25 protein-coding genes, 1 pseudogene and 1 riboswitch are annotated in these 26,782 nt (G+C 71.2%); of the genes and pseudogenes, 12 read left to right on the forward strand and 14 right to left on the reverse strand.

What is annotated here, in order from left to right; translation table 11 throughout:
* The first annotated feature begins 163 nt into the window (after positions 1-163).
* The 4 genes from ACFXMF_RS09380 (at position 164) to ACFXMF_RS09395 (ending at position 4,573) form a co-directional block, all read left to right on the forward strand.
* The gene (locus tag ACFXMF_RS09380; RefSeq protein ID WP_360316448.1) at positions 164-955 is read left to right on the forward strand and encodes a DeoR/GlpR family DNA-binding transcription regulator; all 792 of its coding nucleotides are present in this window, start codon (positions 164-166) and stop codon (positions 953-955) included.
* 410 nt (positions 956-1,365) lie between these two features.
* The gene (locus tag ACFXMF_RS09385; protein WP_360316446.1) at positions 1,366-2,688 is read left to right on the forward strand and encodes an extracellular solute-binding protein; all 1,323 of its coding nucleotides are present in this window, start codon (positions 1,366-1,368) and stop codon (positions 2,686-2,688) included.
* Positions 2,689-2,732: 44 nt separating this feature from the next.
* Positions 2,733-3,644 carry a sugar ABC transporter permease gene (locus ACFXMF_RS09390; RefSeq protein WP_360316444.1) on the forward strand — a complete coding sequence of 304 codons (912 nt, stop codon included), beginning with the start codon at positions 2,733-2,735 and terminating at the stop codon, positions 3,642-3,644.
* Positions 3,641-4,573: a carbohydrate ABC transporter permease gene (locus ACFXMF_RS09395; protein WP_379991094.1), complete on the forward strand. Its 933-nt coding sequence runs from the start codon at positions 3,641-3,643 to the stop codon at positions 4,571-4,573. The genes ACFXMF_RS09390 and ACFXMF_RS09395 overlap by 4 nt, the downstream gene beginning before the upstream one ends.
* A gap of 84 nt (positions 4,574-4,657) precedes the next feature.
* On the opposite strand, the gene ACFXMF_RS09400 is transcribed toward ACFXMF_RS09395, so the two are convergent.
* Positions 4,658-5,002, reverse strand: a complete 345-nt coding sequence (locus ACFXMF_RS09400; RefSeq protein ID WP_360316440.1) for a cupin domain-containing protein — start codon at positions 5,000-5,002, stop codon at positions 4,658-4,660.
* A gap of 158 nt (positions 5,003-5,160) precedes the next feature.
* On the opposite strand from ACFXMF_RS09400, the gene ACFXMF_RS09405 reads away from it, so the two are divergent.
* The 3 genes from ACFXMF_RS09405 to otsB are packed head-to-tail and all read left to right on the forward strand — an operon-like array spanning position 5,161 to position 7,066.
* Entirely contained in the window at positions 5,161-5,496 is a 336-nt protein-coding gene (locus tag ACFXMF_RS09405; RefSeq protein ID WP_360316438.1) for a DUF3263 domain-containing protein, read from the forward strand.
* Positions 5,497-5,508: 12 nt separating this feature from the next.
* Entirely contained in the window at positions 5,509-6,198 is a 690-nt protein-coding gene (locus ACFXMF_RS09410) for a LytR C-terminal domain-containing protein (RefSeq protein WP_360316436.1), read from the forward strand.
* A gap of 10 nt (positions 6,199-6,208) precedes the next feature.
* Positions 6,209-7,066, forward strand: a complete 858-nt coding sequence (otsB, locus tag ACFXMF_RS09415) for a trehalose-phosphatase (protein WP_379991093.1) — start codon at positions 6,209-6,211, stop codon at positions 7,064-7,066.
* Here otsB and ACFXMF_RS09420 read toward each other — a convergent pair.
* Entirely contained in the window at positions 7,063-8,394 is a 1,332-nt protein-coding gene (locus ACFXMF_RS09420; RefSeq protein ID WP_360316432.1) for a M14 family metallocarboxypeptidase, read from the reverse strand. The genes otsB and ACFXMF_RS09420 overlap by 4 nt on opposite strands.
* A 419-nt stretch (positions 8,395-8,813) precedes the next feature.
* Between ACFXMF_RS09420 and ACFXMF_RS09425 the strand changes: the two genes are divergently transcribed.
* Positions 8,814-10,928, forward strand: coding sequence for a HelD family protein (locus ACFXMF_RS09425; protein ID WP_379991092.1), 2,115 nt, complete (start codon positions 8,814-8,816; stop codon positions 10,926-10,928).
* 71 nt (positions 10,929-10,999) lie between these two features.
* Complete coding sequence (locus tag ACFXMF_RS09430; RefSeq protein ID WP_360316428.1) at positions 11,000-11,716, forward strand: metal-dependent phosphohydrolase; 717 nt, start codon at positions 11,000-11,002, stop codon at positions 11,714-11,716.
* A gap of 16 nt (positions 11,717-11,732) precedes the next feature.
* Here ACFXMF_RS09430 and ACFXMF_RS09435 read toward each other — a convergent pair whose 3' ends face one another.
* Entirely contained in the window at positions 11,733-12,002 is a 270-nt protein-coding gene (locus ACFXMF_RS09435; protein WP_379991091.1) for a DUF4031 domain-containing protein, read from the reverse strand.
* Positions 12,003-12,047: 45 nt separating this feature from the next.
* Between ACFXMF_RS09435 and ACFXMF_RS09440 the strand changes: the two genes are divergently transcribed.
* Positions 12,048-12,431 carry a hypothetical protein gene (locus ACFXMF_RS09440; RefSeq protein ID WP_360316424.1) on the forward strand — a complete coding sequence of 128 codons (384 nt, stop codon included), beginning with the start codon at positions 12,048-12,050 and terminating at the stop codon, positions 12,429-12,431.
* A gap of 266 nt (positions 12,432-12,697) precedes the next feature.
* Here ACFXMF_RS09440 and ACFXMF_RS09445 read toward each other — a convergent pair.
* The 7 genes and pseudogenes from ACFXMF_RS09445 to thrC all read right to left on the reverse strand — a co-directional run.
* Positions 12,698-13,402: pseudogene (locus tag ACFXMF_RS09445) on the reverse strand (ARPP-1 family domain-containing protein); the annotation flags it as partial.
* Positions 13,399-14,904 carry a hypothetical protein gene (locus ACFXMF_RS09450; protein WP_379991090.1) on the reverse strand — a complete coding sequence of 502 codons (1,506 nt, stop codon included), beginning with the start codon at positions 14,902-14,904 and terminating at the stop codon, positions 13,399-13,401. The gene ACFXMF_RS09450 and the pseudogene ACFXMF_RS09445, both read right to left, overlap by 4 nt.
* A 284-nt stretch (positions 14,905-15,188) precedes the next feature.
* The gene (locus ACFXMF_RS09455; protein WP_379991089.1) at positions 15,189-15,611 is read right to left on the reverse strand and encodes a hypothetical protein; all 423 of its coding nucleotides are present in this window, start codon (positions 15,609-15,611) and stop codon (positions 15,189-15,191) included.
* An 87-nt stretch (positions 15,612-15,698) separates the two neighbouring features.
* The gene (gene groL, locus ACFXMF_RS09460; protein WP_020557825.1) at positions 15,699-17,324 is read right to left on the reverse strand and encodes a chaperonin GroEL; all 1,626 of its coding nucleotides are present in this window, start codon (positions 17,322-17,324) and stop codon (positions 15,699-15,701) included.
* A 519-nt stretch (positions 17,325-17,843) separates the two neighbouring features.
* Positions 17,844-18,047, reverse strand: coding sequence for a cold-shock protein (locus ACFXMF_RS09465; RefSeq protein WP_020557826.1), 204 nt, complete (start codon positions 18,045-18,047; stop codon positions 17,844-17,846).
* A 421-nt stretch (positions 18,048-18,468) separates the two neighbouring features.
* A complete protein-coding gene (locus ACFXMF_RS09470; protein ID WP_360316416.1) occupies positions 18,469-18,747 on the reverse strand; it encodes a MoaD/ThiS family protein in 279 nt (92 codons plus the stop codon).
* Positions 18,744-20,018 carry a threonine synthase gene (thrC, locus tag ACFXMF_RS09475; protein WP_360316414.1) on the reverse strand — a complete coding sequence of 425 codons (1,275 nt, stop codon included), beginning with the start codon at positions 20,016-20,018 and terminating at the stop codon, positions 18,744-18,746. Before thrC ends, ACFXMF_RS09470 begins: the two co-directional genes overlap by 4 nt.
* A gap of 16 nt (positions 20,019-20,034) precedes the next feature.
* Positions 20,035-20,186, reverse strand: a riboswitch (SAM riboswitch).
* A 192-nt stretch (positions 20,187-20,378) separates the two neighbouring features.
* On the opposite strand from thrC, the gene ACFXMF_RS09480 reads away from it, so the two are divergent.
* On the forward strand, positions 20,379-21,356 hold the full coding sequence (locus tag ACFXMF_RS09480) for a glucosyl-3-phosphoglycerate synthase (RefSeq protein ID WP_360316411.1): 978 nt from the start codon (positions 20,379-20,381) through the stop codon (positions 21,354-21,356).
* Between the two features lie 31 nt (positions 21,357-21,387).
* Here the strand turns inward: ACFXMF_RS09480 and ACFXMF_RS09485 are convergent, their stop codons facing one another.
* Together ACFXMF_RS09485 and ACFXMF_RS09490 are read right to left on the reverse strand one after the other, a co-directional pair.
* Positions 21,388-22,329: a hypothetical protein gene (locus ACFXMF_RS09485; RefSeq protein WP_360316408.1), complete on the reverse strand. Its 942-nt coding sequence runs from the start codon at positions 22,327-22,329 to the stop codon at positions 21,388-21,390.
* Complete coding sequence (locus ACFXMF_RS09490) at positions 22,314-22,718, reverse strand: peptidase inhibitor family I36 protein (protein ID WP_379992408.1); 405 nt, start codon at positions 22,716-22,718, stop codon at positions 22,314-22,316. The genes ACFXMF_RS09485 and ACFXMF_RS09490 overlap by 16 nt, the downstream gene beginning before the upstream one ends.
* A gap of 205 nt (positions 22,719-22,923) precedes the next feature.
* Between ACFXMF_RS09490 and ACFXMF_RS09495 the strand changes: the two genes are divergently transcribed.
* Complete coding sequence (locus ACFXMF_RS09495; protein WP_360316403.1) at positions 22,924-24,390, forward strand: trehalose-6-phosphate synthase; 1,467 nt, start codon at positions 22,924-22,926, stop codon at positions 24,388-24,390.
* A gap of 43 nt (positions 24,391-24,433) precedes the next feature.
* On the opposite strand, the gene ACFXMF_RS09500 is transcribed toward ACFXMF_RS09495, so the two are convergent.
* Entirely contained in the window at positions 24,434-25,603 is a 1,170-nt protein-coding gene (locus tag ACFXMF_RS09500) for an LPXTG cell wall anchor domain-containing protein (protein ID WP_379992844.1), read from the reverse strand.
* A 43-nt stretch (positions 25,604-25,646) separates the two neighbouring features.
* Positions 25,647-26,660 (reverse strand): DUF916 domain-containing protein, encoded by a 1,014-nt coding sequence (locus ACFXMF_RS09505; protein WP_379992843.1) that lies wholly within the window; start codon positions 26,658-26,660, stop codon positions 25,647-25,649.
* Positions 26,661-26,782: the final 122 nt, after the last annotated feature.

Below are 26,782 nucleotides of genomic sequence, written 5' to 3' on the forward strand. Positions count from 1 at the left end.
CTCACTGGATAGCAGTTGAAAACATGAACATGCAACAGCATCGTTGAGTGAGCGAAGGTTCACGGAAGCCCCGATGCTCGACCCGTGTGGGGCGCCCGCAAGGATGTCCCGAACGATCCGACACGAGTCGGCCAGGGCTGTCGGACACGGCGGGAGGTCACGGGTGAGCCGTTACGAGCGGTGGGGTGCGCTCCTCGAACTGCTGGCCAAGCACGGTCGGCTGGAGGTCGAGGACGTCGCCTCGGAGCTGGACGTCTCGCCCGCGACGATCCGCCGCGACCTGGATCAGCTCGCCCAACAGCAGATGTTGACCCGTACCCGGGGCGGCGCGGTCGCGCACGCGGTCTCCTACGACCTCCCGCTGCGCTACAAGACCGCCCGGCACGCGTCCGAGAAGCAGCGCATCGCGCAGGCCGCCGCGGCGCTGGTCAAGCCGGGCGAGACGATCGGGCTCAACGGCGGCACCACGATGACCGAGGTGGCCCGCGCCCTGGTCGCCCGGGCCGACCTGCACACCGAGGGCGACTCGAACGCGCAGGCGTTCACGATCGTCACCAACGCGCTCAACATCGCGGGCGAGTTGGCCGTGCGTCGGCATGTGAAGATCGTGGTCACCGGTGGTGTGGCCCGCACCCAGTCCTACGAACTGATCGGCCCGTTGGCCACCGGCATCCTGCGCGAGGTGGCCCTGGACGTGGCGATCCTGGGGGTGGACGCGATCGACGTCGAGCACGGCGCGAGCGCCCACCACGAGGGCGAGGCGAGCATCAACCAGTTGATGGCCGCCGGCGCGGGCCGGGTGGTGGTGGCCGCGGACTCCTCCAAGCTCGGCCGCCGGGCGTTCGCCCGGATCTGCCCACTGGATCGGATCGGCGTGCTGGTCACCGACACCTCGGCGACGGAGGAGGCCACGGCGGCCTTCGTCGACGCGGGCGTTCGGGTCATCCGGGTCTGAACCCGGCCACTCGGCGCGCTCCGCCCCGAGTCCACGCGCCCGCCTTCCGGCGGGCGCGTTCGCACGTCCGGGGCATTTGCGCACGCACCGATCAACCAACTCGATGGACCATTCACGGGATCGAACCGGCACCCTCTGTGCCGGTTCTTCTGCATGCGCGCCCGGGCGGGTAACGAATTGCTCTGCAAACTTCCTGCACCCCTCCTGCGAATCCCAAGATTGGTGTAGACCTTTGTTCCGGCGAGGTGTTGACTGCCGACACGGCGAGTCCGCAAAATGCTCGATGCTGCTCAAGAGTTTTCTACAAACCCGCGTTGCGAACAGTTTTGCGCAAGCGAGTGCATGGGTTTAGTGCGACCAAACCCTCACCAACGGTCCTGTTTTCCCGAAGGCATGAAGGCGGTTCTGCGATGAAGCGGCACCAGATGGCATTGGCGGCGACAGGACTGTCGGCCGCACTGCTTCTGTCAGCGTGTGGTGGTTCGGACGACAAGAAGGACGACGGCGACAAGGGGGCGACCCCCGGCGCCTCCGGCGCGGCGGGCGCTCCCAAGGACGGCTCGATCAAGCTGGTCGTGGCCGACTACGGCAGCGGCGACGGCAGCATGCAGAAGTACTGGAACGGGGTGATCTCGAGCTTCAACGAGAAGAACCCCGGGATCAAGGTGAACCTGCAGGTCATCAACTGGGATGACATCGACAAGCAGGTCGCGACCATGATCCAGAACAACGACATGCCCGACCTGCTGCAGACCGGCGGTTATGCCGACAAGGTCGTCGACGACCTGCTGTACCCGGTCGACGACGTGATGTCGCCCGCCACCAAGGCCGATTTCGTGGAGTCCTTCACGCCCGCCGCGACGGTCAAGGGGAAGCAGTACGGCATTCCCTTCACCTCCAGCACTCGGCAATTGATCTACAACACCGAGTTGTTCGCCAAGGCCGGAATCACCGACCCGCCCAAGACCTGGGACGAGGTCAAGGCCGCCGCGACCAAGCTCAAGTCCGCCGGCGTGGCGACCCCCTTCGGCCTGCCGCTGGGCAAGGAGGAGGCCCAGGGCGAGTTCATGAACTGGGCGCTGGGCAACGGCGGCGGCTACCAGACCAACGGCAAGTACACGGTCAACAGCCCGCAGAACGTCGAGGCGCTGAACTGGGTCAACGACAACCTGGTCAAGGCCGGACTGACCGAGTCCAACCCCGGCACCAAGAACCGCAAGGACGTCTACACGGACTTCTACGGCGGCAGCGTCGGCATGGTGAACAGCAACCCCACCATGATCGCCACGCTGAAGAAGGACTACCCGAACCTCAAGTACGCGACCGCGCCGATCGCCGGCAAGACGGGCCCGCTGAACGAGACCCTCGGGGTCTGCGACTGGATGATGGCGTTCAAGAAGAACGGCAAGAAGGACCAGATCAAGGCGTTCCTGGACCACGCGTTCAGCACCGACCAGCAGATCAAGTTCCAGGAGCAGTACAGCTTCCCGCCGGTGACCAAGTCGGTGATGGCCAAGATGACGGCCAACCCCGCCAACGCGGGCCTCAAGCCGTACATCGACCTGCTCCCGAAGGCGAAGTTCTACCCGCTGAACGACGTCGCGTGGGACGTGCTCTCGCCGAAGATCAAGGAACAGCTCGGTAGCGCGGTCTCGGGCGGCAAGTCGCCCAAGGACGTGCTGGACCAGCTCCAGAAGGAAGCCGAAGCGGCGGTCGCGCAGCAGAAGAGCTGACGCGGTACCGGAACGTCCCAGCACCGAAGGAGGAGGACGGCCCCGTGGCCGAAACCGCCGTACGCAGAGCGCCCACCGTCATCACCAGAGTCAAGAAGACGCTGGCCCCGCTGCCGTGGATCGGCCCGGCCGTCCTCCTCATCGGCGTCGTGGTCCTGTGGCCCGTCGTGGTGATGGTCTGGAGCTCCTTCCAGCGCATCCGCCGCACCGGCGTCGTGGTGGGATCCAACGGCACCGACAACTACAAGAAGCTGTTCGACGAGCCGGACTTCGTGGCCGTGCTGTGGAACACCGTGGTCTGGGTGCTGGTGGTCGTCGCCATCACGCTCGTGTTGTCGCTGTTCCTGGCGCAACTGTTCAACCAGCACTTCCCCGGCCGGCGGTACGCCCGCTGGGCGATGATCGTGCCGTGGGCGGCCTCGGTCTTCATGACCGCCGTCGTCTTCAAGTGGATGCTGCACGAGACCCACGGCGCGATCAACACGCTCATGGTCGACCTGCACCTGATGGACGCGGGCAAGGACTGGCTCGGCAGGCCGTCCACGGCGATGCCGTGGATGATGGCGGTCGCGGTCTTCGTCTCGCTGCCGTTCACCACGTACACCCTGCTCGCCGGACTCCAGACGGTTCCCGGCGAGGTGTACGAGGCGGCGAAGATCGACGGCGCGTCCACCTGGCGCACCTACCTGTCGATCACGCTGCCGCTGCTCAAGCCCGCGATCCTGGTCGCGGTGGTGATCAACCTGATCAACGTCTTCAACTCGTTCCCGATCATCTGGGCGATGACCAACGGTGGTCCGGGCTACGAGACCGCGACGACCACGGTGTTCATGTACCAGCTCAAGGCGTCCGACATCGGGGAAAGCGCCGCGATGTCGGTGGCCAACTTCGCGATGATCATCATCCTGGTCGCGTTCTTCCTCGTTGTCAGCCGTAACAAGGAGACCGACCGATGAGCACGACCACCGCCGCCGGCCGTAAGCCGGGCGCCGGCGCCGCGAAGCAGCCTTCGGGCGCCTCGGGCGGCGGGAATGGGTCCGGGCGCAAGAAGTCCGTGCTCGGGGGCTCGAAGTACAGCCAGAAGCAGCTCTGGTTCGGTGCGCTCGCGTGGGTGATCGCGATCGTCTTCGTCGCGCCCTACATCGAGATGGCCATCACCGCGCTGCGGCCCAAGGACGAACTGACCAGCGACGGCTACCTGCCGACGAAGTTCGAATGGGCCAACTTCGTCGACGTGTGGGACAAGTCCACACTCGGCGACAACCTCAAGATCTCGCTGCTGGTCGCCGGCATGTCCACGCTGCTCGTGCTGGTGGTCTCGCTGCCCGCGGCCTACTACACCGCGCGCAAGCGATTCCGCGGCCGAGGCGTCTTCCTGGGGCTCGTGCTGGTCACCCAGATGTTCCAGCCGACGTCGTTGCTGGTCGGGCTGTACCGGGAGTTCTACATCCTGGATCTGCTCGACTCGTACTGGGCGCTCGTGCTCGTCAACGGCGCGTTCAACCTGGCCTTCTCGGTGTGGATCCTGACCGCCTACTTCAGCGCGATTCCGGTCGAGCTGGAGGAGGCCGCGATGATCGACGGTGCCTCCCGTCTCGGGGCACTGCGTCGGGTCACGCTGCCACTGGCGATGCCGGGCATCGTCACGGCGGTCATCTTCACCTTCATCGCGGCGTGGAACGAGTTCACCGTCGCCCTGGTGCTGGTGACCACACCGGAGAAGCAACCGCTCACGGTCGGCATCAACAGCTTCCTCGGTGCCTACCGGGTCGAATGGCAGTACCTGTTCGCCGGTTCGGTGGTGGCGATCGTGCCCGTGGTGATTCTGTTCGCCTACATCGAGAAGCACGTGGTGTCGGGTCTGACCGCCGGGTCGGTCAAGTAGGTTCGGCCGACTCCCGAAAGCACGAAGCCCACAGGTCTCGGGGCCTGTGGGCTTCGTCGCGTCCGGGAGCCGGTGAAAGAGGGCCTACGGCAGGGTGATGTGGTACGCCTTGCGCAGCGTCTCGTGCACCGTCCACACCGTCTCGTCGCCCTCCTGGAGCACGCACGCGTCGCCCGGCCCGACCTCGATCGTCGCGCCGCCGCGGATCTCGATGGTGGCCCGACCGGAGACGACCACGAACAGCTCGTTCGCCTCGGTGTCGGTCACCACGCCCGGGGTGATCTGCCAGATGCCGCGAATCTGCTTGCCGTCCTCGGATTCCCACAGGACCCGGCCCGAGACCTCGGGCGTGCCGGAGACGATCTGGGCCGGGTCGAGCGGGTCGGCTTCGAGCTCGGCGGCGGGGATATGGACGGCAAAAGTAGACATGCGGCGGAGCATATAGGTCTTTGTGTCGATCCCTTCCCTCGGGTGATTCACGGCTTTTCCGGCGAATCATCGCGCCGGTGCGGTGGTCCGTCGGCGCGGGCGGGCACAATGCCGAAAGCGGGTCGACGGGCCCGGGCGAGGTACCGAAGGGGTGACCGATGGGCGAGGAACACGACGCGCGGCCCGAGGTGCCCGTGATTCCCGGGCAGGGCGCGCCGGCGCACCCGCCCGAGTCGGTGCCCGCGGGCGGGCTGTCCGACCGGGACCGGGACATCCTCGAATTCGAGCGCCAGTGGTGGAAGCACGCCGGCGCGAAGGAACGCGCCGTGCGCGATCGTTTCGGTTTCTCCGCGACCCGCTACTTCCAGGTGCTGAACACCCTGCTCGACCGGCCGGAGGCCCTGGAGCACGACCCGATGCTGGTCCAGCGGCTGCGGCGGTTGCGCGAGGCCCGGCAGCAGGCCCGGTCCACCGTGCGCCGTCCCGGGCACTGAGGGGCGGGACGGGTGTTCGGGCGCCACCGGGACGAGTACGACGTCTTCGCCGGCTTCGGTCGGTACGGCCTGATCTGGACCAACGAGGACCTGGGGGCCGAGGAGGTCGAGGCGGATCCGGAGCTCGCCCCCGAGCACGATGCGTTCGGCGGCCTGCGGCCCCAAGCCCTGCTCGCGTGGGTGCGCTCGCGGCGCGGGCTGCTCCCGGTGGCCGCGCTGACGGCGATCTGCGTCGTGGCCGGTGTGCTCGCGATCGGCCGGGACGAGCCCGCCTCCCGGGTGGCCGCGGACCGGGTCCGCCACAGCTTCGGGCCGGCGCCGGTCGCGGGCCCGGCCGGATCCGCCCGCCCGGTGCCGCCGGTCCGGGCGCCCGCGGCCCCGCGTGGTGCGCACGGCAAGGTGGTGCTGCTCGATCAGAGCAAGGTGCCGGCACTCGCCAAGCGCATGGGCCGGCGGCTGGAGGCGGCGGGCTGGGAGGTCGCCGGCACCGACGTGTTCCGCGGCTCGGTCCCGGCCACCACCGTCTACCACCCCGTCGGGCAGGAGAAGCAGGCCCGCGCGCTCGCCGCCGCGCTGCCCGGGATCGACCGGATCAAGCCGGCCTTCGGTGGCATCCCGCGGCATCGACTCACCGTGATCGTGGTCGACGACCAGGTGGTCCCGCTGGCCGATCGACTGCTCGGTTCGCTGACCACTGGGTAGGTTGGACGGCATGACCACGAACCGGTCCATGCTGCCCGAACCCACCACGACGGCCGGCCGAACGGGCCTTGCCGCGTTGCTCGGTGAGCCGGCCCGAGCGGTCGTCGCCCTCGACTTCGACGGCACCCTCGCCCCGATCGTCGACCGCCCGGACCAGGCCCGCGCGGATCTGCGCGCGGTGACCGCGCTGTCCCGACTGACCCCGCACCTGGCCGCGGTGGTGATCGTGACCGGCCGCCCGGCCGCGGTCGCCGTCGAGTACGGCCGCTTCCGCGGCGTGCCCGGACTCGAACAGCTCGTCGTGCTCGGACACTACGGACTGGAACGCTGGGACGCGGCGACCGGCCGGATCAGCGCGCCGGAGCCGCCGGTCGGGGTGCACGAGGTGCGCCTCGCGCTGCCCGGTCTGCTCCAGGCACTCGACCTGTGGGAGACCACCTGGGTCGAGGACAAGGGCAGCGCGCTCGCCGTGCACACCCGCCGCGCACCGGACCCGGACGCCGCGCTCGCGCTGCTGCGCGATCCGCTCGACGATTTGGCGGCGCGGCACGACCTGGCCGTCGAGCCCGGGCGCTACGTGCTCGAACTGCGCCCCCGGGGGATGGACAAGGGCCGCGCGCTGACCGGCTTCCTCAAGGAGAAGCAGGCCGGCTCGGTGTTGTTCGCCGGTGACGACCTCGGCGACCTCGCCGCGTTCGAAGCCGTCGAGGAAGTACGCCACCAGGGCACCGCCGGCCTCACCGTATGCAGCGGCTCGGCCGAGGTGCACGCCCTCGCCGAACGCGCCGACCTGATCGTCCCCGGCCCGGAGGGCGTCGCCGACCTGCTCACCGGCCTGGCCGACCACATCGCGCCGGACAGGGCCTAGACCGGCTCGGCGGGTGTGGGTGCCCGGTCGGGATCGGCCGGGCACGGTTCGGGGGTTGCCGTCGCGACCGCGAAGCGGGCCCGCGGATCCAGGAGCAACGCGACCATCGCGCCCGCCGGTTGCGCCGTCTCCACCCGCAGGTCGGGCTCCACCCGGACGCCGTGCTCGGCCAGCGCGGCGCGCGCGCTCGCATATCGGTCCGGCGTCAGCCGATACGCGCACGGCATCGGCCCGACCGCGCCCAGGCCCGCCGGGACGTTGTCGGCCCCGGCGAAGTACACCGCTCCGCCACCGCGCGCCGCCCGCTCCCGGGACGTGCGCACCGCCGCCGTGATCGCCTCGCCGCGTTCGGCGGCCATCCGCAGCGTGGCCTGCGCGGCCACCAGGTGCGCGGCCACCCGCCGCCGACCCAGCAGGCCCGGATCCGCGCGCTCCAGCGCCGAGACGGGCCGGGTGGCGACCTCGACCAGCACCGCCACCGCGTGGTCCAGCGCGGCCGCGTTGCGCAACAACCGCTCGTCCCCGTCGCCGCCGAGCGGCCGACCGGTGTCCTCCTCCCCGTAGACACCTGCCGCCCAACCCGCCGCGGGCAGTGCCGTGCCGATCCGATCGCGCGCCAACTCGACGGCCAAGGAACGCAGTTCGGGGGCCACGTTGAGATTGCGCGGCCACAGGTACAGGGCCGGCGTGGAGTTCGCCGTATCCGCCGGCACGGTGAACTCGTGCAGGTCGTGCACGATGTGCGGGCGCGCCTCGCGGAGCACCCGGCGGATCGCCCGCGCCTCGGGCGTGCTCACCGCCACGTGGTCCCGGTTGAGATCCACCCCCTCGGCGGTCGCCCGGGTGCCCGCCGCCGATCCGTCCGGATTGGGCGTGGCCAGCACCAACACGGTGACGCGCTCCAGCAGCCGACGTCCCGCCGGCGAGCGGTCGGCGGCCAGGTCCCGGATCAGCTTCAGGCAGGACTCCCGACCGGCCGGCTCGTCGCCGTGCTGGCCGCAGACGAACAACACCCGGACCGGCTCGGCCACCGAGCGGGTGCCGGCCACGGTGATCAACTCCAGCGGCCGGCCGCGCGTGCTCGTGCCGACCCGGGTCACGGTGACCCGGGCGGCGCCCCAGCCGGCCCGCTCCGGGCCCGGCGCCGCCGCGACCAGGTCGCGCAGGTAGTCCCGCTCCTCGGCGAGGGTGGTCCACAGCGTGCCACCGCGCCGCTCGAACCCGGTCGGCACCCGGCCGGCGCGCCCACCGCCCACCGGGGTCGGCGCGAGCACGACCCCGGCCACCAGCGCCATCGCGAGCACCGTCCGCGTCGCCCACACCCGCATCCCGACCCCATCCCCTCGTGCCCACCAGGACAGCCACCGCCTCGCCGCGCCACACCCACACGCCGCACCGCACCGCACCGCGCGCAGCCACGCACCGGGCCGCGCTCCGCCGCGTCCCCCACCTCACCGCGCCACGCGCCACACCACACCGACCCGGCCGCGTTCGCGCGGCTCGCACGTCGGGAACCGAGCATGGCGCGGCAAAGGCGGTTGATGGCAGAGCCGGACTGGCCTAGGCTCGCTCATTCCGCTGTCCCACCCAGTGCAGTGATCGGGAACCGTCTTCGGCGCCCGGCACCGGTGGGCCGCGCGGGCCGCCGCCTTCGGGCATCCGGCCCGCGCCCTTCGCAGGGGCGCACCAGGACGTGGCATCGCACACGGCCGGGCTCCGATTTGTCGCCGCCTCGAACCGGAGAGTCATGTCCGCGCCCGCCACCACCGGCCCCGCTCTGCCCACTCCCGACCCGCTCGGTGTCGAACGCGCCTACCTGGACGCCTCCCGCGCCGCCCTGCGCCGGATGCGCGAGGAGACCGAGGCCCTGGACCTGCGCGACGTCGGCGCCACCGCCGTCGCCAACGAGACCGCCCAACACCTGATCGCCAAGCGCATCGCCGCACTCGCCGACCACGCCGGCTCGCCGCTGTTCTTCGGCCGGGTCGACGGCCGATTCGCCGACGGCGTCGAGGGCGTCGAACCGGCCGAGGTGAGCGCCGACCCGAGCAAGCCCGTCGAGTCCTTCTGGATCGGCCGCCGACACGTCCACGACGAACTCGGCGACCCGATGGTGGTGGACTGGCGCGCCCCGCTGTCCCGCGCGTTCTACCGGGCCAACCGGGCCGAACCGCTCGGCGTCGAACTGCGCCGCCGCTTCGGCTGGACGACCGGCGAACTGACCGCGTTCGAGGACGAGCACCTGACCGACCCGGACGAGGCCGACACCGCGAGCGGCATCCTCGCGGCCGAGATCGAGCGCCCGCGCATGGGCCCGATGCGCGACATCGTGGCGACCATCCAGCCCGAGCAGGACGAGATCGTCCGCTCCGACCTGGGCCGCACGCTGTGCGTACAGGGCGCGCCCGGCACCGGCAAGACCGCCGTCGGCCTGCACCGCGTGGCCTGGCTGCTGTACGCCTACCGGGACCGCCTCGCCCGCAGCGGCACCCTGGTGGTCGGCCCGAACCGGTCCTTCCTCGACTACATCCAGCAGGTACTGCCCGCCCTCGGCGAGATCGAGGTCGGCCAGACCACCGTCGAGGACCTGGTCACCCGCACCTCCAAGATCAAGGTCCGGGCATCGGACGAGGCCGTGTCCGGCACGATCAAGGGCGACGCGCGGATGGCCGAGGTGCTGCGCCGCGCGGTGTGGTCCGGCCTGAGCGCGCCGACCGAGTCGGTGGCCGTGGTCCGCGACTCGCGCACCTGGCGGCTCCCGGTCCACGAGGTCGAGGACCTGGTCACCGCGCTGCGCACCCGCGACGTGCGCTACGGCGCGGCCCGCGACATGCTCCGGCAACGCATCGCACACGCGCTGCTGACCAAGATGGAGGAGCGCGGCGAGTCCCCGGACGACCGGGTCCAGGACGCGGTCGCGCGCAGCCGACCGGTCAAGGCCGCGGTGGACGCGATGTGGCCGGCGGTGGACCCGCTCAGGCTGGTGTTCCGCCTGCTCGGCGACGCCGACTTCCGGGCCGCGTGCGCGGACGGCGTGCTCAGCGCCGAGGAACAGGCCGCGATCGGCTGGGCCACGCCGCCGCGCGGCGTGGGATCCGCCCGCTGGACCATGGCCGACGCGGTGCTCGTGGACGAGACCGCCGACCTGCTCTACCGCACCGGCGGCTACGGGCACGTGGTCATCGACGAGGCGCAGGACCTGTCCCCGATGCAGTTGCGGGCGGTGGGTCGGCGCTGCTCCACCGGCTCGGCCACCGTGCTCGGCGACATCGCCCAGGGCACCACGCCGTGGGCCACCCCCGGCTGGACCCAGACGCTGCGGCACCTGGGACACGAGGGAGCCAGGATCGAGGAGCTGACCCGGGGCTTCCGAGTGCCGCTCCAGATCCTGGAGTTCGCCAGTCGGTTGTTGCCGCTGATCGCGCCGGGCCTGGCGCCCGCGTCCTCGGTCCGCCAGGCGGCGGGCGCCCTGGAACTGCGCCCGGTCCCGGCCGACGAGCTGGCCCTACGATCCGCCCGGGCGGCGATCGAACTGCTCGACCACGAGGGCTCGATCGGGCTGATCTGCGCCGACGCACGGGTGCCCGAGGTGGCCGCCGCACTGCGTGCGGACGGCGTCGCGCACCGGGTCCTGGGCACGGACGACGCCGACCAGGCCCGGATCAGCGTGGTACCCGCGTCGCTGGCCAAGGGCCTGGAGTTCGACCACGTCGCGGTCGCCGAACCGGCCGAGATCGTCGACGCCGAGGCCCAGGGACTGCGCCGGCTCTACGTGGTGCTCACCCGCGCGGTGTCCGGCCTGATCGTGCTGCACGCCCGCCCGCTCCCGGAACCGCTGGCGGCCCCGGCCGTCGCCGGCTGATCGGGCCGGGATCGGCCGGCGAACGGCGGGTGATCGACATGCGATCGGCATCCAATACGAGTGAACCGCGTGTGTCGAACCGGTTGGTGGTCGGCTTCGCTCGCTCGTTCTGCCATGCTGGCCGGGTGGAACGCATCCAGGAGTCCGCGACCGTGACGCTGCGGGACCAGTGGGCCCGGCTCGTCGGTGGGCACGCCGAGGCCGGCGCCGTCGTCGAGAGCCTGCTGGCACGCTATGCCGAGCCGCACCGCCGCTATCACGACACCGACCATCTGCGCACCGTGCTCGACCTGATCGGCGAGCTGGCCTACGAGGCCGACGACGTCGACGCGGTGATGCTCGCCGCGTGGTTCCACGACGCGGTCTACGACCCGGCCCGGGCCGACAACGAGGAGCGCAGCGCACGGCTGGCCGAGCGCGGCCTGCGCGAGGCGGGCGTGGCGCCGGACCTGGTCGCCGAGACGGCGCGCCTGGTCCGGGTGACCGCCGAGCACGCGCCCGGCGAATCCGACCACAACGCGCACGTGTTGTGCGACGCGGACCTGGCCATCCTGGCCGCCGACCGCGAGCGCTACGAGGCATACACGGCGGCGGTCCGCGAGGAGTACGCGTTCGTCCCCGACGAGGCGTTCCGGGCCGCCCGCGCCGCGGTGCTGCGCGACCTGATGTCGCTGCCCCGGTTGTTCCACACCCGACTGGGCGCGGCCCGGTACGAGGAGGCGGCCCGCTACAACATGCGCGCCGAGCTGGAGCGCCTGGAGGGCACCATCCCGCGCCAGCAGTCCTGACCCGCCGTCGACCCGGTCAGCGCGGACGGTAACGCTTGCGTTGCCGCAGCCCCGCCGCGGTCAGCCGGGTCACCAGTTCCCGACTGGAGACCGGCTCGGCCCCGTTCGCCAGCGCCCGGACGTACAGGTCGGCCGGGACGTCGTAGTGATCGCGGTCGAACGCGCGTTCCGGCGCGCCGAGTTCGCGTGCGAACGCGTGCAGCTCGGCATGCGAGACGTCGCTGACGAGGTGCGACCACAGCCGCCCGCGTCCGGGCCAGGCCGGGGGATCGATGAGGAGAGCCACGCGGTCGATTCTCGTATACGTCGCGATCACGCACACTTGTGGACCATGAGCAAGGATCCCACCGACGTCGCCCTGTTGACCGCCCGCGCCCTGGTCCTGGCCGATCTGCGCACGCACGGCGTCGAGACCCCCGAGACGGTGACCGTGGTCGAGCACGCCCTGGTCGAGCGCAAGTGGTGGGTCGAGCAGTGGCCCGACGGCGCCGCGTACGTCCCCGGACTGATCGGGCAGGACGTCCAGGAGGCGCTCGCCGAGAACGGCACGGTGTGGCCGCCGTGCCCTCGGCACGACGACCACCCGCTCTACCTGGAACCCGAGCTGGGCGAGGACCCGCACTGGGTGTGCGAACGAGACGCCGAGGCGATCGCCCCACTCGGCGGCCTCACCGCGACTCGGCCGCCGAACGAGCGCGCGGTCAACGACGCGTAGATCGGCCGATCGCCGCCCAGCGCATACGCGCCGACCAGCCGCTCGCTCGCGGCCCGACCCACGGTGACCCCGGCATGCGTGTGCTCCGGGACCAGCGCCACCGGGTGCGCGTCGGCGTCGCCCAGGGTGTGCTCGGCGCGTCGCTGCTCCTCGGCGTCGGCGGCCCGCAGCGCCTCGGCGAGCACGTCGTACGGGTCCCCGGCTGCCGCGCCATCGCCCCCGGGCAGGTGCAGCACGGTCCGGCTCGGCGGCGGATCGCCCGGATCGTGCAGACCGTGGCGGACCGCCTCCGCGCCGTAGCAGGACCTGATCAGCGGCTCCCACATCGCCGACCAGTAAGCCCGCGAGGGCGCCCGCTCGATCCCGGCGATCTCGCCGTCGAGCAGCACCACCGCGCCCACCTGATCCTCGACGCACTCGAACTCGGCGACGAAACATTCGAGTTCGAGCGCGAAGTGCTTCAGGAACAGCACCAGGTTCCCGGTCTCGGCGAGGCCGGAGGAGGCGTTGAAGCGCTGGACGGCCGACCACAACCGGCTGTACCCGTCCGCGTCCGCACCGGCCGAGGCGGCGGCCCGCAGCGCGAGCGGCAACACCGCCAGCGGCTGCGGCCCCTCCGGGATCAGCCCGGCCTGGGTCTGCTGCACGCACATCGCCGCGTCGAACGCGAGCCGACCCGAGGGCTCGACCAGCGCCGCCCTGGGCATCGCGTGGTCCTGCGCGCTGCGCTCGACGATCACCGCGAGATGGCACGGGACCAGCGCGACGTGCGGCGTGTGATTGACGAAGGTGAGCGTGCCGTAGTTGCTCGTGCCGATCCACAGATCGGTCGGGAGCGCGACGGTGGGCGCGTCGCACGTGTCGCCGAGCAGCGGCAGCACCTGCATCCGGCCGACGCTCTGCACCGGGCCGAGGGTGCAGCCGGCCAGCAGCTCGCCGATCGGCAGCGGGGCGTGGGCGATGGTGTTCATCCGGTCACCTCCAGGTGGGCCAGGCGCAACAGGGCGGGTACGGCGGCGGCCGGATCGATGGTCAACATCAGCCGGCACCAGGCGAGTTCGAGCGCTTCGGGACGATGGACGGGGGCGAGCGGCAGGTCCGGCGCGTAGCCGCGCAGACCGGTCGCCTCGGCCGCGAGCACGGGCGAGAGCTGGACCACGGGCACCGCGACGCCCAGGGTGTGGGCCGCGTCGAGCACCTGCGCGAACCGCCCGGCGGGCGCGTTCTCGTAGCCGTCGCCGATCACCACGATCAGCTCGGCACCGGTGCGCAACGCGGCGACCAGGGCCTCGGCCGCCGAGGTGGCCCCGGCGGGCCGCACCAGTCGGCCGTCCGGGACGCCGCCGATCCACACGTCGTGGCACTCGGCCGCCGCCGCCCGCAACGCGTCGCGCAGCGCGAGCACGGTCGCGATCGGCCGCAGCGGCTGGTCGAGGCCGCCGCGCATCGACGCGGATCCGTCCAGCACCAGGGCGATCCGGCGGTCGGCCAGGTCGAGCCCGGCCGCACCGGCGGCGGCCCGCCGATCCAGCGCCGCGGCCAGGTCGTCGGTCATCCCGGTGGCGAACGCGTACAGGTAGAGCCGGACCGCGTCGTAGCGGTCCAGGTCGACCCCGACCTCGACGCCCGCGCGCTCGGCCTGCCGCTGCCCGGCGAGCCGCTGACCCGCGGTCAGTCGCTCGGCGGTCAGCTCCAGCACGCGCGCCGGCTTCTCGTTCGGATGAAATCGGCCGCGCAGCCCTTCGAGCGTCTCGAACGGCAGCGCGGCGCCCGCGGCCAGGTCGGTACGGGCGGCCCGATACGCGACCGGGAGCGGCAGCGTGTACGGGCCGTCGGCGCCGAGTACGAACGCGACGCACTCGCGCGCGAGCGCCGGATCCGCCGCCCAGCGGTCGATCTCCCGAGCCAGGATGCGCTGTTCCTTGGCATCGAGCCGTGCGCCGGCGAGCAGCCTGGTCAGGATCGAGCGCAGGATGCCGCTCATCCGCAGCCCCCACGCGTGCCGCAGCGCGTCGGCGAGCTTGTCCCGGTAGCGCACCGACCACAACTCCAGCGATGCGGAGCCCAGGACGGTGCGCAGGATCAACCGGCGCACCCGGGCGTTGTTCACCCGCCGCTCGGCCAGCAGACCGAACAGCTTGAGCCGACGCGGCACGGTCAGCGCGGCGACCGCGTCGTACACGGCGGTGCCGTCGTCCTCGTGGGCCGGCGTATCCAGCAGGTGCAACACGCCGAGCTGCCGGCTGCGGTCGGTGGCCCCGGGGGAGCACACGAGACCGGCGTACAGGCGGCGGTCCAGCGCGACCATCGCGCGGTGCGCGTCCTGCTCCAGCGCCAGTTGCTCGTCGCGGGTGTTGTAGAAGGAGGCCCGCCCGGTCGCGGCCACCGCGACGTCCAGAAAACGAACGACGGTGGCGGCGGCCTCGGCACGGGCCGGATGGTCGGCGCTCAGGGCGCGCAGGATCTCGGTCATCGGAAGGCTCCCCCGTGGGCACCCGGGGTAGATCGCGGGTCCGGTATGTGGTCCCCGGATCAACCGTGGGACCGCTTCCTACCGATGGGAAACGGCTCTGTACGAACACGCAGTTCCCCGGGTGCAATGGCGTGCGACCGCGGGCAGGTCACGGGTCCCGGACAGGGATTCGAACCCCAAGCACCCCGAAAGCGCTTGTACGCCAAGACAGAAGGAACACGTAGTTCCCGCGGTCGCATCACGAGCCTACGAGCGAGCGACCGCCGATGCCGGCGAATATCGGCTCAGCGGGGGAAGTCCGAGGTGTCCAGGTCGATCCCGAAGGGTTCGGGGATCCTGATCGTTTTGCCGTATGCAACGTGAAGGAACTGTCGGTACCGTCCACCATCGGGTTCGGAGAACAGGGTTACGGACGGTCCTGTGGGATCCCAGCGGTCGACGACCGGTTCGTGCCCGTGTAGGGGTGGTGGCGACATCGTGATGTTCTCTCCGTCGAACTCGGCGCGCCGGCCTTCGGGCACGTGCAATCCCTGCCACATGGTCACGATTTCGCGCCAGGCGACGCCCACATCGGTCCCGGGTGCGGTCGTCTCGTCCACCTCGCCTACCTCGATCCATGCCGTACGAGAACGACGCCAAGGCCGCCCGGAGACCATTTCAGGGTAAGTCGCCACCCCCACTCGAACGAGCGAACACGGCTCGAACACGCGGAAACGCGAACGAGGCGGCCCCCCGAAGGGGACCGCCTCGTTCGTCGAACGACCGGCCGTGCGGGTCCGGCGACCCTCAGCGGATCAGAAGTCCATGCCGCCCATGTCCGGAGCGCCGCCGGCCGGGGCCGGGTTCTTCTCCGGCTTGTCGGCGATGACGGCCTCGGTGGTCAGGAACAGCGCGGCGATCGACGCGGCGTTCTGCAGCGCGGAACGGGTGACCTTCGCCGGGTCGATGATGCCCTCGGCGATGAGGTCCACGTACTCGCCGGTCGCGGCGTTGAGGCCGTGACCCGGGGTCAGGTTGCGCACCTTCTCCACAACCACGCCGCCCTCGAGGCCGGCGTTGACCGCGATCTGCTTGAGCGGGGCCTCGACGGCCAGGCGCACGATGTTCGCGCCGGTGGCCTCGTCGCCGTCCAGCTCGAGCTTGTCGAACGCGATGGTGGACGCCTGGAGCAGGGCCACGCCACCACCGGCGACGATGCCCTCTTCGACGGCGGCCTTCGCGTTGCGCACCGCGTCCTCGATGCGGTGCTTGCGCTCCTTGAGCTCGACCTCGGTCGCGGCACCGGCCTTGATGACCGCCACGCCGCCCGCGAGCTTCGCCAGGCGCTCCTGGAGCTTCTCGCGGTCGTAGTCCGAGTCGGAGTTCTCGATCTCGGCGCGGATCTGGTTGACCCGACCCGCGACCTGGTCCGAGTCACCGGCGCCGTCGACGATGGTGGTCTCGTCCTTGGTGACGACGACCTTGCGGGCGCGGCCGAGGAGTTCGAGACCCGCGGTGTCGAGCTTGAGGCCGACCTCCTCGGAGATGACCTGGCCACCGGTGAGGATGGCGATGTCGCCGAGCATGGCCTTGCGACGGTCGCCGAAGCCCGGGGCCTTGACGGCGACGGACTTGAAGGTGCCGCGGATCTTGTTGACGACGAGCGTGGCCAGGGCCTCGCCCTCGACGTCCTCGGAGATGATCATGAGCGGCTTGCCCGACTGCATGACCTTCTCCAGCAGCGGGAGGAGGTCCTTCACCGAGGTGATCTTCGAGTTGACGATGAGCACGTAGGCGTCTTCGAGGACGGCCTCCATGCGCTCCATGTCGGTCGCGAAGTACGGCGAGATGTAGCCCTTGTCGAAGCGCATGCCCTCGGTGAGCTCGAGTTCGAGACCGAAGGTGTTGCTCTCCTCGACGGTGATGACGCCTTCCTTGCCGACCTTGTCCATGGCCTCGGCGATCATCTCGCCGATCAGGGGGTCAGCGGCGGAGATCGAGGCGGTGGAGGCGATCTGCTCCTTCGTCTCGACGTCCTTGGCAAGCGCGAGAAGCTGCTCGGAGACGGCCTCGACGGCCTTCTCGATGCCACGCTTGAGGGCCATCGGGTTCGCGCCGGCGGCCACGTTGCGCAGGCCCTCGCGAACGAGCGCCTGGGCGAGGACGGTCGCGGTCGTCGTACCGTCACCGGCGACGTCGTCCGTCTTCTTCGCGACCTCCTTGACCAGCTCGGCACCGATCTTCTCGTACGGGTCCTCGAGCTCGATCTCCTTGGCGATGCTCACACCATCGTTGGTGATGGTGGGCGCACCCCACTTCTTCTCGAGCACGACGTTGCGGCCCTTGGGGCCCAGCGTGACCTTGACGGCGTCGGCGAGCTGGTTCATCCCGCGCTCGAGGCCGCGGCGCGCTTCCTCGTTGAACGCGATGATCTTGGCCATGTGGTGAAGTCCTCCCAGAACGGGGGTGAGTGCCGGACCGCACTGGCGCCCGCGACGGACGACCCGACCACCGCGAGGATCCCTCCCTCACGGGTGCCGAGCCTCACCGGCCCGGTCCGTTTCTGTCACTCTCACATCCAGAGTGCTAACGCCAATGATTAGCACTCGACCATGCCGAGTGCAAGCGCAACGGCGGGTCCCGACCCCTCCGCGCGTACCCCCGCGCGTGTCGCACGTGGGGCCGGGGCCGGCGGGGTCGCGCCCACCGTGATCGCCCGCGCGACGGGGCGCCCGCGCGCCGGGGGCCGGACGCGGGCCCGGGCCCGGACGCACAACGACCGGGGCCCGGCCCCCGCGTGGCGGGAAGGCCGGGCCCCGGTCACCGATCGAACCCGATCCGCCGATCCGACGAGGGATCGGCGGGGAGAACGGGAGATCGGACAGGATGTGTGCTGCGGTGTGTCGTGCAGTCCGTGGTGTGTGGACCGTTTCAAGCAGAGGAGCGGATTGCTCCCTGGTTCAGGCGGTGACGCGGACCATGTCGGCCTGCGGCCCCTTCTGCCCCTGCGAGATCTCGAACTCGACTCGCTGCCCCTCCTCGAGCGTCCGGTACCCGTCCATCTGGATCGCGCTGTAGTGGACGAAAACGTCCGCACCACCGTCGACCGCGATGAAGCCGTACCCCTTCTCCGCGTTGAACCACTTGACGGCGCCCTGAGCCATTCCTAACTCCCCTGTTACTGGCCCTTTCACGGATACTGCACGTCGCAGCTCCGGGTTCGTATCCAGAAGGACCCGGCCTTCCGCTACGACCGCGGCTGAATGTATCCGGACGGATGCCCGGAGCAACAGGTCAATCGGACGACAATTCCCGAGTGAATAAAACTCGCATTCCTCGCGAATTGTCATGAAGGCCGTATTTCAATTCATCAGGAAAGCGACTTTCTGCACAAAACGGATGTGATCCCGACCACGGGTTTACCGACGCGTCGCCGCCAAAGCGCGGAAATGGACCTGTTTAAACACGTGTAACGCACAACTTCGAGGAGACCAAGAAATCCGCCGCCCGGAGCCCCGGACGGCGGATTTCTCGGTTCCGTTTCGGGCCCGACTCGATGAAGATCGGGACCGTCGGCCTATCGCGTCAGCAACCGCCGGCGACCGCCGGGATGATCGAAACGGTGCCCTTGTCGGGGATCGCCGTGGCAAGCCCGTCCGCGAAGCGCACATCCTCGTCGTCCACGTACAGATTCACAAAGCGACGCAGCTTGCCCTCGTCGTCGAGGATGCGCGCGCGAATTCCGGCGTGGTCCTTTTCCAAGGCACCCAGAACCTCGGCGAGGGTCGTCCCCTCGGCGGACACCTCGGCCGCCCCGCCCGTGTAGGTGCGCAGGATCGTCGGGATGCGAACGGAGACGCTCATGCCAGGCCGGCCTTTCGGAAGGAATCCAGAGTGGGTCGAATGGTCGCGGTGGCGCCGGTGGTCGGCGTGACCGCGTCCAACGTCTTGAGGCCGTCGCCCGTGTTGAGCACGACCGTCTCGGCGTCCGGGTCCAGCGCGCCGGACGCGAGCAGCTTGCGCAGGCAACCGACGGTCACGCCGCCCGCCGTCTCGCCGAAGATGCCCTCGGTGCGCGCCAGCAGCTTCATCGCCTCGACCACCTCGGCGTCGGTCACGTCCTCCACCGCGCCGCCGGTGCGCTTGCACACGTCCAGCACGTAGGGGCCGTCGGCCGGGTTGCCGATCGCGAGCGACTTGGCGATCGTGTCCGGCCGCACCGGGCGGATCACGTCGTGGCCGGACTTCCACGCGGCGGCCACCGGGGAGCACCCGGTCGCCTGCGCGCCGAAGATCTTGTACGGCGCGTCCTCGACCAGGCCGAGCGCGATCAGCTCGCGGAAGCCCTTGTCGATCTTGGTGAGCTGCGAACCGGACGCGATCGGGATCACGATCTGCTCGGGCAGTCGCCAGCCGAGCTGTTCGGCGATCTCGTAGGCGAGCGTCTTGGAACCCTCGCCGTAGTACGGCCGCAGGTTCACGTTGACGAAGCCCCAGTCCTCACCGGCCGGGTCGCCGATCAGCTCCGAACAGAACCGGTTGACCTCGTCGTAGGTGCCTTCGATGGCGACCAGCTCGCCGCCGTAGACGGCCGCCGTGACGACCTTGCCGGCCTCCAGGTCGGCCGGGATGAACACGCAGCTCCGCAGGCCCGCCCGAGCGGCGGCGGCACCCACCGCGCCGGCCAGGTTGCCGGTGGAGGAGCAGGAGAGGGTGGTGAAACCGAAGGTGCGGGCGGCCTCGACGGCGATCGCGACCACGCGGTCCTTGAAGGAGTGCGTCGGGTTGCCCGAGTCGTCCTTGACGTGGAGCTTCGCGATGCCCAGCTCGCGGCCCAGGTTCTCGGCCCGGACGAGCTTGGTGAAACCGGGGTTCAGATTGGGGCGGGAGGCGACGTCGGCCGAGACCGGCAGGAGCGGCGCGTAACGCCAGATGTTCTGCGGGCCGGCCTCGATCTGCTCGCGCGTCACGGTGCCGAAGTCGTAGGCGACCTCGAGCGGGCCGAAACAGGACTCGCAGGCGTACTTCGGGCCGAGTTCGGTGCGTTCGCCGCACTCGCGACACGACAGCGCGACGGCCGGACCGAAGGGGGTGGAGGTGGCGCTGGTGGAGCGGGTGGCGGTGGGTGTCGCCATGGCGAGGGCCTTTCTGTCCTCATCTTTACCCGTGGGGTCCCACGGGCCGGACTTGGCACCTGTCCGACCGCCGGCGCTCGCTCGCGCCGAAAGCGCGTCACGAGGAATGACGATCGGATGGTTGCCGGGGCTTCAACGGGCCGTTCCCTCTGCCCCTCTGGATGAGCTGCTATGGCGGTGGACACACCCTTCGCAAGGTGGCCGGTCCGCGTTTGTCCGGCTCGACGTGCGATCGTCGTATCCGGTGACGACGACTGTAACCGAACCGGTGCCGCGTCGATCATCCGGTCCACCTCGCGAGACGATAAAGGGTGGCCGCGACCGAGGCCGGAGCACCGGCGACGACAGGGGAATTCGAACGTGCAGCCCGAGGTGAGCGCCTGGCTTCGACGACGGTCCTCCGTCGCCGCCGACTGGCCCGTCGACAAGCTTCTTGACGCCAAACGCGACACCCGGGTCAGCGTCGTCCTGCCCGCGTTGAACGAGGCGGCGACCGTCGGGGACATCGTCAAGGTGATCCGGACCGAGCTGATCGAGCGATCGCCGCTGGTGGACGAGCTGGTGGTGGTCGACTCCGGATCCACCGACGACACCGGCAGGGTCGCCGCCGACGCGGGCGCCCGGGTCGTGCACCGCGACGACATCCTGCCCACGCTGGCGACCGTGCGCGGCAAGGGCGAGGTGTTGTGGCGCTCGCTCCTGGTCACCGACGGCGACATCGTGGCGTTCGTGGACGCCGATCTGAAGGACTTCTCGGCGGACTTCGTCACCGGGATCCTGGGCCCGCTGCTGACCGACCCCTCGGTGCAACTGGTCAAGGCCATGTACGACCGGCCGCTGGAGATCGGCGACACGATCGTGCCCGCGGGCGGCGGCCGGGTCACCGAATTGGTCGCACGCCCGCTGCTGAATCTGCATTGGCCGGAACTCGCCGGTTTCGTCCAGCCGCTCGGCGGCGAATACGCGGCCCGGCGCTCGCTCCTGGAACAGTTGCCCTTCCCGTGCGGCTACGGCATCGAGACCGCGATGCTCGTGGACACCCTGCGCCTGGTCGGCCTGGACGCGATGGCCCAAGTGGATGTGGGCGTGCGCCGACACAGCCACCAGGACGAGGCCGGGCTCGGCCGGATGGCGGCGGAGATACTCCAGGCCGTCGAGCGTCGACTGCGCCGCGGCCCCACGGGCGCGCACCCGGACGAGCTGAGCACCGCGCTGACCCAGTTCGAGCGGGACGAGGAGGGTTTCCGGCTGCGTACCCACGACGTCGCGGCCCGGGAACGGCCGCCGATGACGACCGTGCCCGAGTACCGCGCGCGGACCCGCCTGGTCGACCGCTGAGGGCGATTTCCGGCCGGCCGCCGGACAGGCCCTAGTCGCCCAGCACCGCGCCGACCCGGCGGGCGCACTCCTCCTCGTTCGCCCGCACCCGGGCCAGCGCCACCGCCTCACGCTCGATCGCCTGCCGCTGATAGGCCACGTCGACCGCGTACCAGGTGCCCGCCACGTCGTACTGCGTCTTGCAGGCCACCGTCGCCCTCGCCGCGGCGATCTCGCGCGCGCTCGGTGTGGGCGTGTCCCACGCCGGATCACCGCCCGCCGCCAACGGGTCCGGGTAGTCGAACCCCTTCGCGCGCATGCAGGTCGACCACTGCGCCAACACCCGAAGCACCCGGGGATCGGCCCGCGATCGCTCGAACGACTCCACGTCGAGTCGACCCGGCAGCGCCGCGCGCTCCAGCGCCGGATCCACGCCCAGCGCGAACCGCGCCCGGCCCAGGCAGCCCGGCCCCGGCCGATCGCGGCCCTCGGTCGGATCCGGCGGCACCCCGTCCGCGCCCGCCTCGCCGTACAGCGCCACCGCCAGCTCCCGGCTCGGCGCCGGCCCGCTCGGCTTGTCCGTACCGCCGGCGACGGCACCCGGCGGCCGAAAGCCCCAGGTGCCCACCTCGACCGCGTCGCCCACGCCGTACCGGCGCTCGGTGCGCGACTTCGACACCGGCCCACCGGCCGCGGCCGGCGGCGCCTGGTAGGTCAGGCCCAGCGGGGCCAGGCAGTCCCGGATCAGCACCAGCTCGGCCGAGGCCCGCCGGGCACGCTGCTCCGGGGTCGGCAGGTAGGCCGCGATCGGCAGGTCGAGCCCGCTCACGTCGCCGGTCACCGGGGTCGCCGCCGGCGGCGGGGCGCCCGACGCGCGGTCGGCCGCGGGTGGGTGGTCGGCGCGGTCGCCGGCCCCGGTGCAGCCGGCCAGCGCGAGGCACAGCAGCGCGATCGTGGCCGGCGCGTGGCGCGGGCGCCCTACTGCGCGGTCCAACTGCCCGACGCGTTGTTGTTCTTCAGCGCCGGGTCGAGATTGGCCGTCGACTTCGGGCCGATCTCCTGCATCGGACCTTGATAGTTGCTGCCGTAGTAGATCCGCAGCACGTGCGTCGGGTCGTTGTTCCACACCGACGCGGCGTGGTTCTTCACCGGCACCCCCGTGCCGCTGCCGCCGTCCGGGGAGCGCATGAACGTGTAACCGGCGTAGTTCGACAGGTTGTACCGATGGTCGAAACGCGCGCCCTTGGTGTTCGAGTTGTAGTACAGACACGCGTCCCCGTCGTTGCACGCGCCGTCCCCTTCGGCGACCGCCGGCGTGGCGCCGGCCGCGAGGACCAGTGCGGCGGCCACGGCGCCCGCACCGAGCCCACGATTGCTGCGCATATCCGATTCCCCCTTGCCCCGTTGCCCGCATGCCCGAGGTGCCGGGCCCGTCGCATGCGAGTGGGATCGGCCCGACGAGTCAAGAGAAAGCACACCCTCGCTACTCCCGGTAATGACATGGACACGTGATACTCGCCACACCGTTCGAGTCGGGGGCACGATCGGGCCGGGTTTGCGCACCGGGATGCGTGGCTAGGGTCGGGGCATGAGTGCTCCCCCTCCCGCCGGTGTCCTGGTCGCGTCCAATCGTGGTCCCGTGTCCTTCTCACTGGAGGACGACGGCACGCTCTCGGTGAGCAGAGGCGGCGGCGGACTGGTGTCCGGGCTGTCCACCGCCGGGCAGGGGACCGGCGCCGTATGGGTGTGTTCGGCGCTCGGCGAGGCGGACCGGACCGCGACCCGGGCGGCGCCCTCGGGCCGGCTGGATCTCGCCGGTCACGACACCGGCGGCCTGGCGGTGCGGATGCTCGACATCGACCCGGGCACCTTCGCCCGGGCGTACAACGCCATAGCGAATTCGACGTTGTGGTTCGTCCACCACCTGCTCTACGACACCCCGTCCAAGCCGGTCTTCGACGCGCGCTTTCGCAAGGAGTGGGTCTCCTACGAGGCATACAACCAGGCGTTCGCGCAGGCGCTGGCCGACGAGGCCGCCGAGGGCGCCAAGGTGGTCGTGCAGGACTACCACCTGACCCTGGTGCCGGTGCTGCTGCGCCGACTGCGCCCGGATCTGCGGATCGGGCACTTCGCGCACACCCCGTGGGCACCGCCGGACTACTTCCGCCTGCTGCCCGACGACATCGCGCGGTTCGTCCTGGAGGGCGTGCTCGGCGCCGACCACGCGGGCTTCCAGACCCGGCGCTGGGCGCTCGCGTTCCTGGACTGTTGCGCGGACGTGCTCGGCGCGGTGGTGGACCGGGACGCGATGACCGTCACGCACGCCGGCCGGGTGACCGAGATCGGCGTGCACGGCCTGGGTGCGGACGGCGAGTTCCTGCGCGAGCGGGCGTCGCGTGCCGACGTGGACACCCGGCTCGCCGGACTGCGCGAGGTGGTCGGCGATCGGCGGGTGATCGTCCGGGTGGACCGGACCGAACTGTCCAAGAACATCGTCCGGGGCCTGCTGGCCTATCGCGAACTGCTGCGCACCCGACCGGAATGGCTCGGTCGGGTGGTGCACGTCGCGTTCGCCTATCCCTCCCGGCACGACCTGCCGGAGTACCGCGAGTACACGGCGGCGGTGCAGCGGGTGGCCAAGGAGATCGACGACGAGTTCGGGACCGGCGACTGGCAGCCGCTGATCCTGCACGTCAACGACGACTTCCCGCGCTCGCTGGCGGCGTACCGGCTGGCCGACGTCGCGTTGGTGAACCCGATCCGGGACGGGATGAACCTGGTCGCCAAGGAGATTCCGGTGGTCTCGCTGCTGGACGAGGCGCACGGGGGTTGTGCGCTGGTGCTCTCGCGCGAGGCCGGCGCGTTCGAGGAACTGGGCGCGGACTCGATCGTGATCAACCCGTTCGACGTGTCGCAGACCACCGAGGCGCTGCACACCGCGCTCACGATGGACTCCGCCGAGCGGCTGCGGCGCACCAGGCGGCTGGCCGCCGCAGCGGTCGCGCTGAACCCGCAACAGTGGTTCCTGGAGCAACTGGACGCGCTGGGCAAGTAGTCGCCCGCGCCCGTCGGTCGAGCCGGCGGGCGCGGGCGACTGCCTAGGGCGTGTTGTTGCGGCGGCGGCGCGTGGTCAGTACGGCGGCCGTGCCGGCGCCGACCAGGGTGACGCCGAGGACACTCGCGCCGACCAGGCCGGCCGGTCCGGTCAGCGGCAGGCTGCCGCCGCCGGACTTGCCCGCGGTGCCGCCGCTCGTGCCGCTCGTGCCCGCGGCGGTGCCGCCGGTCGAGCCGCCGCCGGTGGTCGCCGCGCCGGTCGTGCCGGCGCCCGAGGTGCCGCCGGTGGTGCCGGCGGACCCGCCGGTCGTGCCCGATCCGGTCGTGCCCGAGCCGCCCTTGAAGGAGACCTTGACGAACGCGTCCTGGCTGCGGTCGGGCGAGCCGTGCGCGGCCATGGTCAGCACGTAGCACTCGGTCTTGAGGCAGTCGACGTCCTTGCCCGCGCCGTTCTTGTACGTGGCCTTGACGTCGGTGAGGGTGGCGGAGAACGTGCCGTCCGGGTTGATCCCGCCCGGACCGAACGCCTTGAGCCACTTCGACGCGCCGTAGTTGCCCGCGTTGGTGGTCCAGTCGGCCTCCTTGGGGCCGAACACCACGTAGATCCCGTTGCCGCTGCCGGCCGCGTAGCCGGAGCCGGAGACCGTGATCGACGCGCCGGCCGGATCGAGGCCGGTGCTCGGCGTGACGGTCAGCTTGGCGCCGCCGGCCGCCGCCTGCGGGGCGGCCTGCCCGAGTTGGGCCGAGGCCGCCGGTGCGGCGGCGCGCAACGATCGGGGAGTGCCGCCCGGTGCCGGTGCGACGAAGGTCACCGCGACCTTGGCGGTCGGCCCGCCGTCGACGCCGACCCGGACCTCGAACGCGGGTGCGTCCGGGGCGAATCCGGTGCCCACCCGCAGCGGCGTCGCGACGACGCCCTGCCCGTCGGCGGCGAGCGTGCGGCTGCCCGCCCGGTCGACGGTGTCGCCGGCGTACAGCGCGACGGTGACCCGGGCGCCGGGGGTGAAGCCGCGCCCGACGACGGTGATCTCGTCGCCGGCCGGGGCCAGCGCGGTGTTGCGCGAGGCGGTCGCGGTGGGCGTGGCCGGGCTCTCGGCGCGGGTGTCGGCGGGTGCGGCCGAGGCGCCGGCGGCGGCGCCGAGCACGCCGGCGGCGGCCAGGCCGAGCACGGCGGCCGAGCCTGCGGCGCGACGAAGGCGGTGGGAGGTGTGCATGTCGGCTCCTGGTGGATCGGGGCGGCGACGCGACGGCGGGTGCTCAGCCGGTCGGGTCGGCGGTGACTTCGGTGGGGGAGGCGGCGTCCTTCGCGAGGGCGGCCTCCTTTTCGGTGGCGACGCGCCGGCGGCGACGGAGCACCGTCACGCCGTAGGCGATCAGCGCGCCGAGCAGCAGCGTGATCGCGCCCAGCAGCAACCACGGCGGTGCCCATACGCTCGTCGACTTCGTAGTCACGGTCGCCGGGTTGCCGGTGACCTTGACGTCCGCGGTGAGTCGACCGGCCGGGAAGACACCGTCGAAGCGCTGGACCACCTCGTGCGTGGCTCCCGGCAACAACTCGGGCAGGGCGGCTCGGGCGGGGCCGCCCAGTCGCCAACCACCGAGCCCGGAGACGGTGGTCTCGACCCCCGCCGTGGTGCGGACGTTGCCGGTGTTGCGCACCCGGTAGCGCACGACCGCCTCGGCGCCGCCGAACATCGCGATCGGGTTGTCGTACGACAGCCGCAGGTCCTCGATCGCCAGTCGCGGCACGGCGGGGCCGTCCACCCGCAGGTAGATCCGGGCACCGACACGCCGGTCCACGTCGAACCGCTGTTGCCCGGGACCGGTCGCCTCGGCCTTGATCGAGGCGACGATGGCGCCGGTGTGGTCACCGGGGCTCGCGTCCGCCGGGACGGTCAGCCGGAACGGGATGTCCGCGCGCTTGCCCGGCTCGACCGTGTACGACTCGGCGTCGAAGCCGATCCACGCGCCGACGTCCTTCGGCCGTTCGGCGGCGGTCAGCAGGGTCATTCCGCCGTCGGCGGCGAGCACGGCGTCGGTCGCGTACACGCGCAGCGTCAGCGGCTTGTCGCCGAAGTTGGACACGCCGACCACGTCGACCAGGGTCCGGCCCGGAGCGGCGGTCAGGACGAAGTGGTCGCGCCCGCCTGCCGGTTGCACGCCCCAGGTGAACTCGTCGGCGGCTTGGGCGGGGGTGGCGGAGGCCAGGAGGGGGAGCAGGAGGGCCAGGAGGGCCAGGAGGGTGGGCAATGGGCGGGCGGCGGGGCGCATGGGGGGGGTGGCTCCTTTGTTGGGCGCCTTTGGCGCCGGCTCGCGACAACTTCCTCACCACGGTGCACATGCTCATCCCGGCGACGAAGTCGAAGTCGGACGCCGACCTGGTGGCCCAGGGC

The sequence above is a fragment of the Embleya sp. NPDC059213 genome (assembly GCF_042754445.1).
Classification (GTDB): domain Bacteria; phylum Actinomycetota; class Actinomycetes; order Streptomycetales; family Streptomycetaceae; genus Embleya.

Excerpts from the sequence above, each read along its gene's own strand:
- ACFXMF_RS09385 (WP_360316446.1), top strand. The coding sequence starts at position 1,366 with ATGAAGCGGCACCAGATGGCATTGGCGGCGACAGGACTGTCGGCCGCA.
- ACFXMF_RS09395 (WP_379991094.1), top strand. The coding sequence starts at position 3,641 with ATGAGCACGACCACCGCCGCCGGCCGTAAGCCGGGCGCCGGCGCCGCG.
- ACFXMF_RS09400 (WP_360316440.1), bottom strand. The coding sequence starts at position 5,002 with ATGTCTACTTTTGCCGTCCATATCCCCGCCGCCGAGCTCGAAGCCGAC.
- ACFXMF_RS09405 (WP_360316438.1), top strand. The coding sequence starts at position 5,161 with ATGGGCGAGGAACACGACGCGCGGCCCGAGGTGCCCGTGATTCCCGGG.
- otsB (WP_379991093.1), top strand. The coding sequence starts at position 6,209 with ATGACCACGAACCGGTCCATGCTGCCCGAACCCACCACGACGGCCGGC.
- ACFXMF_RS09420 (WP_360316432.1), bottom strand. The coding sequence starts at position 8,394 with ATGCGGGTGTGGGCGACGCGGACGGTGCTCGCGATGGCGCTGGTGGCC.
- ACFXMF_RS09425 (WP_379991092.1), top strand. The coding sequence starts at position 8,814 with ATGTCCGCGCCCGCCACCACCGGCCCCGCTCTGCCCACTCCCGACCCG.
- ACFXMF_RS09440 (WP_360316424.1), top strand. The coding sequence starts at position 12,048 with ATGAGCAAGGATCCCACCGACGTCGCCCTGTTGACCGCCCGCGCCCTG.
- ACFXMF_RS09450 (WP_379991090.1), bottom strand. The coding sequence starts at position 14,904 with ATGACCGAGATCCTGCGCGCCCTGAGCGCCGACCATCCGGCCCGTGCC.
- groL (WP_020557825.1), bottom strand. The coding sequence starts at position 17,324 with ATGGCCAAGATCATCGCGTTCAACGAGGAAGCGCGCCGCGGCCTCGAG.
- ACFXMF_RS09465 (WP_020557826.1), bottom strand. The coding sequence starts at position 18,047 with ATGGCTCAGGGCGCCGTCAAGTGGTTCAACGCGGAGAAGGGGTACGGC.
- ACFXMF_RS09470 (WP_360316416.1), bottom strand. The coding sequence starts at position 18,747 with ATGAGCGTCTCCGTTCGCATCCCGACGATCCTGCGCACCTACACGGGC.
- thrC (WP_360316414.1), bottom strand. The coding sequence starts at position 20,018 with ATGGCGACACCCACCGCCACCCGCTCCACCAGCGCCACCTCCACCCCC.
- ACFXMF_RS09490 (WP_379992408.1), bottom strand. The coding sequence starts at position 22,718 with ATGCGCAGCAATCGTGGGCTCGGTGCGGGCGCCGTGGCCGCCGCACTG.
- ACFXMF_RS09495 (WP_360316403.1), top strand. The coding sequence starts at position 22,924 with ATGAGTGCTCCCCCTCCCGCCGGTGTCCTGGTCGCGTCCAATCGTGGT.
- ACFXMF_RS09500 (WP_379992844.1), bottom strand. The coding sequence starts at position 25,603 with ATGCACACCTCCCACCGCCTTCGTCGCGCCGCAGGCTCGGCCGCCGTG.
- ACFXMF_RS09505 (WP_379992843.1), bottom strand. The coding sequence starts at position 26,660 with ATGCGCCCCGCCGCCCGCCCATTGCCCACCCTCCTGGCCCTCCTGGCC.